This window comes from Streptomyces sp. SID3343 (genome assembly GCF_009865215.1).
Lineage (GTDB): Bacteria > Actinomycetota > Actinomycetes > Streptomycetales > Streptomycetaceae > Embleya.
The window spans coordinates 1-8493 of the sequence record NZ_WWJX01001121.1 but is presented as its reverse complement, the minus strand read 5'-3'; the positions used below and the strand labels follow the sequence as shown (position 1 = coordinate 8493).

The following is an 8493-nucleotide window of genomic DNA, read 5'->3' as shown; positions in this document are numbered from 1 at the left end:
GCCCGCCTCCACCGAGCCGCCCAAGGGCGGTTCGCAAGCCGCCAAGCCGCCGACCGGCACCACCAACAACGCGAGCGGCACCGGACGCAAACCGCCGCCCGCGACCTCGCCGCCCGGAAGGGACTGAGACGTTGCGGATCTCCCGCGTGGTCTACGCCGCGCTGCTGATCGTGATCGGGCTCGTGGTCCAGGTGAGCGTGCTCGCGCGCCTGGGACTGCCCGGCGCGGTACCGGACCTGCTGCTCGTGATCGTGGTCGCGCTCGCCATGACGTACGGTCCGACCTCGGGATGCGTGATCGGCTTCTCGGCCGGCCTGTGCGCCGACCTCGCGCCGCCCGCGGACCACGCGGCGGGCCGCTACGCGTTCGTGCTGTGCCTGGCCGGCTACTTCGCGGGCCTGTTCGCGTCGCGCAGCACCAGACGCTCGATCCTCACCCCGATCATGGTCGTGGCAGTCGCCGCCGCGGCGACCACCATGCTGTACGCGGGCGTCGGGGCGCTGGTCGGCGACACCGCCGCGCGTCAGGTGGGCCTGCCCAAGCTCATGTTCACGGCCGTGGTCTACGACGTGATCCTCGCGCCGTTCGTGCTGCCGTGGGTGATGGCCCTCGCTCGTCGTATCGATCCGCAACCGATGCTCTCGGGCCTGTCCCGGCCGAGGTAGGGAGGTGAACCACCCATGATGCCCAGCCTGCGCAACGCCGGGCGTTCGAAAGGGGACGGCGCGCACCGCGTGCGCGCGCGCATGGTGATCCTCCAGATCCTCGTGCTGTCGCTGATGATCACCCTGTTCGGCCGCCTGTGGTTTCTCCAGATTCGCGAAGGCGACCACTACACGGCGGCGGCCTCGCAGAACCAGGTCCGAGACGTGATCACGCCGGCCGTCCGCGGCCAGATCCTCGACGACAAGGGCCGCCCGCTCGTCAACAACCGCACCGCCCTGGTCGTTTCGGTCAGCCGTACCGACCTCCTGCGCATGCCCGACGACGGTGCGGCGGTACTGACCAAGCTCGCCGGCGTGCTCGAACTGCCGGTCGACGAGGTCAAGAGCCGGACCCGGCTGTGCGAGCGCAACGTGCCCAAGCCGTGCTGGAACGGCTCGCCCTACCAGCCGATCCCGGTCACCGAGGACGCCACCACCGAGCAGGCGCTCACCATCATGGAGCACCGCGAGGACTTTCCCGGGGTGACCGCCGAGCCGACCGCCGTACGGCAGTACCCGGCGCCCGAAGGGGTCAACGGCGCACACGTCGTCGGCTACCTCTCGCCGGTCTCGGACGACGAGTTGGCCAAGCAGAAGGCCGCAGGCAAGAAGGATCTCCAGCGCGCCGACGAGGTCGGCCGCGCCGGCCTGGAGCGCACCTACGACGCCGACCTGCGTGGCAAGTCCGGGGTCACCGGACTGTCCGTCGACCACCTCGGCCGGGTCACCGGCACAGCGGGGGAGACCCCGCCGGTGGCCGGCAACCACCTCGTGACGAGCATCGACGCGCGCATACAGGCCATCACCGAACAACAACTCGGCGAGGCGATCAAGCGGGCCCGATCGACGTTCGACGCGGGCAACACGCACAAGAACTTCATCGCCGACGCGGGTGCGGCCGTGGTCCTGGACGTCAAGACCGGGCGGGTGATCGCGATGGCCAGCGCGCCCGACTACGACCCCTCGGTGTGGGTCGGCGGCATCTCGCCGGACGACTACAAGAAGCTCACCGACGAGAAGGCCGGCGTCCCGCTGATCTCGCGGGCCACCCAGGGTCAGTTCGCGCCGGGATCGATCTTCAAGGTGATCTCCACGTCGGCCGCGGCCGAGTCCGGCTACTCCACGAAGGCCAACTACGACTGCTCGCCGAGCATTTCGGTCGGCGGCCAGGTCTTCAACAACCTGGAGTCCAAGGGCTACGGCCCGATCTCCCTCCAGCGCGCCCTGGAAGTCTCCTGCAACACCGTGTTCTACGGCATCGGCTACGACATGTGGCTCAAGGACGGCGGGATCTTCAGCAAGACCGCCAAGGACCCGATGGTCACCATGGCCAAGAACTACGGCCTGGGCTCGCCCACGGGCATCGACCTTCCCGCCGAGTCCGGCGGCCGGATCGCCGACCGCGCGTGGAAGAAGCGCAACTGGGAGCAGAACAAGGACGCGTGGTGCAGGCAGGGCAAGACCGGCAACGACTACGCGGACACGATCGCCAAGGAGAACTGCGTCGACGGGTGGCAGTTCCGCGCCGGTGACGCGATCAACTTCGCGATCGGCCAGGGCGACACCACCGTCACCCCGCTCCAGATGGCCCGGGTGTACTCGGCGATCGCCAACGGCGGCACGCTGTGGAAGCCGACCATCGGCAAGGCCGTGATCAGCCCCGAGGGCAGGCTCGTTCGCGACATCGTGCCGCAGGCGTCGGGCAAGCTGCCGATAAGCGAGGCCACCTTGAAGTACCTCCAGACCGCGCTGCTGGGCGTCGCCCAGAACGGCACCGCGTCCGGCGTGTTCGCCAACTGGCCCAACGCGCAGCTGCCGATAGCGGCCAAGACGGGTACCGGCTCGGTGTACGGCAAGCAGAGCACGTCGTGGTTCGCGACCTACGGCGGTCCCACCGACGGACCGCAGTACGCCGTGGTGATGATGGTCAGCCAGGGCGGCACCGGGTCCGGCACGTCCGGCCCGTCGGTGCGCAAGATCTACGAGGCCCTGTTCGGCGTCGACGAGAAGGGCGCGATCGACCCCACCAAGGCGCTCCTGCCGACCCCGCCCGCGAACCTGCCGCAGGTCAAGGAGGACGGCACCGTCGTTCCCGCGTCCTACCAGGTCCGGGCGGCCCCGCAGCCCGCCGGCGGCAGCACCGCCGGGACCACCGTGATCGCCGCGCCCGCGGCGCTGCCGCCCGACCGGGTGGCCTACCGGACCGGGAGAGGGACATGAACCTGAGACTGCGGCCCGCGTCGCGCGTGGCCGGGTTCGGCACGCCCGATCTCGGCCGCCTCGCACCGGTGTTCACCCCCCGCAGGTCGCTCACCCGACAGATCATCCAGCGCGACGCCCCGGTGCGCCGGCTCGACTGGATGCTGTTGAGCTCGGCGCTCGCGCTGTCGCTGGTCGGCTCGCTGCTCGTGTGGTCCGCGACGCGCACCCGGCGCGGACTCACCGGCGGGGACCCGCAGTTCTTCTTCAAGCGCCACCTGCTCAACCTGGCGATCGGCCTGGTCCTGGCGACGGTGGTGGCGATAATCGGTCACCGGCGGATAAGGCCGTTCGCGCCGTTCGTGGGCATCGCCGCGATGCTCGGCCTGATGGCCGCGCTCAGCCCACTCGGCAGCACGATCAACGGTCAGCGGGCCTGGATCCAGCTGGGCGCGGGCTTTTCCGTCCAGCCGGCCGAGCTCGCCAAGATCGCGATGATCCTGTGCATGGGCATGATCCTGGCCGAGCGGGTGGACACCGGGGACCGGGACCGACCCGGTCACAAGTCGGTGTTCTGGGCGCTCGTGGTGGCGGCGCTGCCGATGGGCGTGATCATGCTGATGCCCGACCTGGGCTCGGTCATGGTGGTCGCGATGATCGTGCTGGGCGTGCTGCTCGCGTCGGGAGCGAAGGCGCGATGGATGATCGGTCTGGTCGCCGCGGCGGGCGCCGGCGCGGCCGCGATCGTGCATCTGGGGCTGCTCAGCGCGTACCAGATCGACCGGTTCCGGGCGTTCGCGAACCCGGACTTCGACCCGGCCGGTGTCGGCTACAACACCAAGATGGCCCGGATCGCGATCGGTTCGGGCGGCCTCTTCGGCCAGGGGCTCTTCCACGGTGAGCAGACCAGTGGCCAGTACGTCCCCGAACAACAGACCGACTTCGTCTTCTCGGTCGCCGGCGAGGAACTGGGCTTCGCCGGCTGCTGCGCGATCATCGGCCTGTTCCTGATCGTGCTGTGGCGCGGGATCCGGATCGCGGTACACGCGGACGACCTGTTCGGCACCATCGTCGCGGCGGGCGTGGTCGCGTGGTTCGCGTTCCAGATGTTCGAGAACGTCGGGATGAACCTGGGCATCATGCCCGTCGCGGGCCTGCCCCTGCCGTTCGTGTCCTACGGCGGATCGTCGATGTTCGCGATCTGGATGGGGATAGGGCTGTTGCAATCGGTGCACATGAGACACGCCGCCGCCTTCAAGGCGGTCTAGCCCGGCGGCGGCTCGGCCGTCGGCTCGCCGGGTCGGCTCCGCTCGGCCGGCTCCTCGGCCCGGCACCGAAACGTACGACGCCCCGCGGGCGGACCCCCCGACCGGCTCGGTAGGGGGGCCCGCCCGTGTCGCGTTAGGCTGGGAGGTCGATCCCCCTCCCTGTCCCCCCGGAAGGACCGCCATGCCCGTCGAGTCCCTGTTCCCGCGGCTGGAACCGCTTCTCGCCCAGGTGCAGAAGCCCATCCAGTACGTCGGTGGCGAACTCAACTCGACCGTCAAGGACTGGGACGCGTGTACGGTCCGCTGGGCCCTGATGTACCCGGACGCGTACGAGGTCGGTCTGCCCAACCAGGGCGTGATGATCCTGTACGAGGTCCTCAACGAGGTGCCCGACGTGCTCGCCGAGCGCACCTACGCGGTGTGGGCCGACCTGGAAAAGCTCATGCGCGAGCACCACGTGTCGCAGTTCACCGTGGACGCGCACCGACCCGTCGGCGACTTCGACGTGTTCGGCCTGAGCTTCTCCACCGAACTCGGCTACACGAACATGCTCAACGCGCTCTCCCTCGCCGACATCCCGCTGGAGGCCAAGGACCGCACCGAGGACCACCCGATCGTGCTCGCCGGCGGACACGCCGCGTTCAACCCCGAGCCGATCGCGGACTTCATCGACTGTGCCGTGGTCGGCGACGGCGAGCAGGCCGTGCTCCAGATCACCGACATCGTCCGGGCGTGGAAGGCCGAGGGCCGCCCCGGCGGTCGCGACGAGTTGCTGTTCCGCCTCGCGGTCACCGGCAACGTGTACGTACCGCGGTTCTACGACGTGGACTACCTCGACGACGGCCGGATCCAGCGGGTCGCGCCGAACAAGTCGGGCGTGCCGTGGCGGGTGTCCAAGCACACCGTGATGGACCTCGACGAGTGGCCCTACCCCAAGCAGCCGCTGGTCCCGCTGGCCGAGACCGTGCACGAGCGGATGTCGGTGGAGATCTTCCGCGGCTGCACCCGCGGCTGTCGGTTCTGCCAGGCGGGCATGATCACCCGGCCCGTGCGCGAGCGCAGCATCGAGGGCATCGGCGCGATGGTCGACAAGGGCCTCAAGGCCACCGGCTTCGAGGAGGTCGGCCTGTTGTCGCTGTCCTCGGCCGACCACACCGAGATCGCCGAGGTCGCCAAGGGTCTCGCCGACCGCTACACCGACGACAAGATCGGCCTGTCGCTGCCGTCCACCCGCGTCGACGCGTTCAACATCGACCTGGCCAACGAGTTGACCCGCAACGGTCGCCGCTCGGGCCTGACCTTCGCGCCCGAGGGCGGCAGCGAGCGGCTGCGCAAGGTCATCAACAAGATGGTGTCCGAGGAAGACCTGATCCGCACCGTCGCGACCGCGTACGGCAACGGCTGGCGCCAGGTGAAGTTGTACTTCATGGTCGGCCTGCCCACGGAGACCGACGAGGACGTGCTGCAGATCGCGGACATGGCCAAGAAGGTCATCCAAAAGGGCCGCGAGGTCTCCGGCAGCCGCGACATCCGCTGCACGGTGTCCATCGGCGGATTCGTGCCCAAGGCGCACACGCCGTTCCAGTGGGCCCCGCAACTCGACCCCGCCGCCACCGACGCGCGCCTGCACAAGCTGCGCGACGCGATCCGCGCCGACCGGCAGTACGGCAAGTCGATCGGCTTCCGCTACCACGACGGCAAGCCGGGCGCGATCGAGGGCCTGCTCTCGCGCGGCGACCGCCGGGTCGGCAAGATCATCCGCGCGGTGTGGGAGGACGGCGGCCGATTCGACGGCTGGTCCGAGCACTTCAGCTACGACCGCTGGGTCAAGTCCGCGGAGACCGCGCTGGCCGACGAGCCGGTCGACCTCGCGTGGTACACCACCCGCGAGCGCGAGTGGAACGAGGTCCTGCCGTGGGACCACCTCGACTCGGGCCTCGACAAGGACTGGCTGTGGGAGGACTGGCAGGACGCCCTCGACGAGACCGAGGTCGAGGACTGCCGCTGGACCCCGTGCTTCGATTGCGGCGTATGTCCGCAATTGGGCACCGAGATCCAAATCGGCCCCACCGGGCGCAAGTTGCTGCCGCTGAGCGTCGTCGAGTAGTCACACCGTCACCCGAAGCCCGATCAGTGGCCCCGCTCCCCCCGAGGGACCGGGGCCACTAATCTTCCCGGGTGAACGGAAACGGGGAGCAATCGGATCCGGCGCCGTGGACGCCCACGACCCGCGACAACCCGCACCACCCTCCCGGCGAGACCGAGCAGGCCGGGTGGCGCCCGCACGCCGACAACGCGCACCAGCAGCGCACCGGCGGCGGCCCCGAGCCCGGCGAAGGCTGCCTGTACTCGGTCGTCCGGTGGCCCGCCCGGATCATCGCGCTGATCGTCGTGGTCCCGCTGCGGCTGCTGTGGGAACTGCTCAAGCTGATCGGCCGGGGCATCCGGTTCCTGTTCTGGGACTGGTTCCTGCGGCCGATCCTCAAGGGGCTGAAGGTCCTGCTGTGGGACTGGTTCCTGCATCCGGTCCTGGCGTTCGTCGCCCGCTACGTGCTGGTTCCGATCGCGAACGCGATCGCGTGGGTGGTGACCCGGCTGATCGTGCGACCGCTCGCGTGGGTGATTCGCTACGTCCTGCTCAAGCCGGCCGTCCTGTTGTGGCGCTACGTGCTCTTCCCCGTCGCCCGCGCGACGCTCCAGGCGCTGCGCTTCGCGTGGGACGTGTCCACCGCGGTGTTCAACTTCCTGATCGTGCGCCCGCTGTCGTGGCTGTGGCGTGCCGTACTCGTGCCGATCGGCCGCGGCATCGCGGTGACCTGGCACTATCTCGTGGCCCTGCCGGTGGCCTGGGCCTGGAACAACGTGCTCGCGCCGATCGGCCGGGCGATCCGAGCCGTCTGGCGGGTCCTCGTCGTGGCGCCGCTGCGGTGGGTCGGCCGCAACATCCTTCGGCCCATCGGCAACGCCGGCCGAGAGGTGCTTCGGGCCTTCGGAATCGGGGGCCGCTGACCCGACCCGCCGCATGGCCGTAGGCTTGGACCGACCGCTGTCCACCCCACTCTCGAATCAAGGACTGAGCGAAACTGGCACGACGTACGCCCGAGGGGCCGCCGCCCGCGCCGGCGGTCCAGCGACTGCGCCTGAAGTACACCAAGCGCGGTCGCCTCCGGTTCTCCAGCCACCGGGATTTCCAGCGCGCGTTCGAGCGGGCCCTGCGGCGGGCGGCAGTGCCGATGGCCTACTCCGCCGGTTTCACCCCGCACCCCAAGGTTTCCTACGCGGGCGCGGCGCCGACGGGCGTCGCCAGCGAGGCCGAATATCTCGAGATCTCCGTGGCCACACGCTGTGACCCCGCGGATCTGCGAGAGCTGCTCGACTCGTCCCTCCCGACCGGTCTCGACATCGTCGAGATCGTCGAGGCACACGGCGGCAACCTCCCCGAGCGCCTTCAGGCGTCGATCTGGGAGCTGGCCCTCAGCGGTGTCACCACCGAGGAAGCCGGGCGCGCGGTCACCGCGTTCCTGGCCGCCGAGGAGGTCGAGGTCGGCCGGATGACCAAGAACGGACTGCGCACCTTCGACGCCCGCGCGGCCGTTGTCGATCTGACCGTCACCACCCCCGACGGGAACGACGCAGGTCACCAGGGTGTCGATGCAAAGAGCGGTTCGCCCTGTGCGATACTGCGACTGGTTGTACGGCACACCACACCCGCCGTTCGACCCGACGACGTTCTGTCCGGTCTTCGCTTGGTCGCCGAACTTGTTACGCCCACCGCCGCCGCGGTCACCCGCCTGGCGCAGGGGCCGCTCGACACCGCGACCAATACGGTGACCGATCCGCTCGCGCCCGACCGTGCCGTATTGGCGGTGGAGCTCTCCTCGCAGGGGGACGAGGACCTCCGGACCGGCCCGCAGGGCGGTGCAGAACCCGTCGTCGAAGCCTCGAATCGGTGACGACCGGGTACACGAGGCCACAAGGCTTGAATTTCCGACAGACTTATCGCCCGGTTTCGGCCAACAGGCCGGGATCGGCGAGTGAGAGAGAAGCTTCCGCGCGGCGCCCTGCGTTGGAGCGCCCGGAAGCGTGACGGGAGACAGACCCGCATGCTCGACACCGAGCCCAACGACACGCCTGAGACATCAGGTACACCCGGGGTTGTGAACTCCGGTACTTCCGACAACGACAACAGCACGAAGGACGACACGGCCACGACGCCGGCACCACGCCGCCGTCGCAGGGCCGCCAGCCGTCCCGCAGGACCGCCGAGCGCGGCAGCCCCGGAGGCCGCGCCGGTTACGGCTGCCGTCACACCCGAGGTCGCC

At 69.7% G+C, this 8493-nt stretch carries 5 protein-coding genes and 1 pseudogene; all 6 read left to right on the top strand.

Annotation, left to right across the window (positions count from 1 at the left end):
* Positions 1–131: 131 nt before the first annotated feature.
* A pseudogene (mreD, locus tag GT354_RS35130) lies at positions 132–620 on the top strand (rod shape-determining protein MreD); the annotation flags it as partial.
* 60 nt (positions 621–680) lie between these two features.
* Positions 681–2924 carry a penicillin-binding protein 2 gene (gene mrdA / locus GT354_RS35125; protein WP_237535783.1) on the top strand — a complete coding sequence of 748 codons (2244 nt, stop codon included), beginning with the start codon at positions 681–683 and terminating at the stop codon, positions 2922–2924.
* 68 nt (positions 2925–2992) lie between these two features.
* Positions 2993–4171, top strand: a complete 1179-nt coding sequence (gene rodA, locus GT354_RS35120; protein WP_346012325.1) for a rod shape-determining protein RodA — start codon at positions 2993–2995, stop codon at positions 4169–4171.
* Positions 4172–4352: 181 nt separating this feature from the next.
* Positions 4353–6278 (top strand): TIGR03960 family B12-binding radical SAM protein, encoded by a 1926-nt coding sequence (locus GT354_RS35115; protein ID WP_161360429.1) that lies wholly within the window; start codon positions 4353–4355, stop codon positions 6276–6278.
* Between the two features lie 71 nt (positions 6279–6349).
* Positions 6350–7180 (top strand): hypothetical protein, encoded by an 831-nt coding sequence (locus GT354_RS35110; protein WP_161360428.1) that lies wholly within the window; start codon positions 6350–6352, stop codon positions 7178–7180.
* A gap of 131 nt (positions 7181–7311) precedes the next feature.
* On the top strand, positions 7312–8124 hold the full coding sequence (locus tag GT354_RS35105; protein WP_202512647.1) for a TIGR03936 family radical SAM-associated protein: 813 nt from the start codon (positions 7312–7314) through the stop codon (positions 8122–8124).
* Positions 8125–8493: the final 369 nt, after the last annotated feature.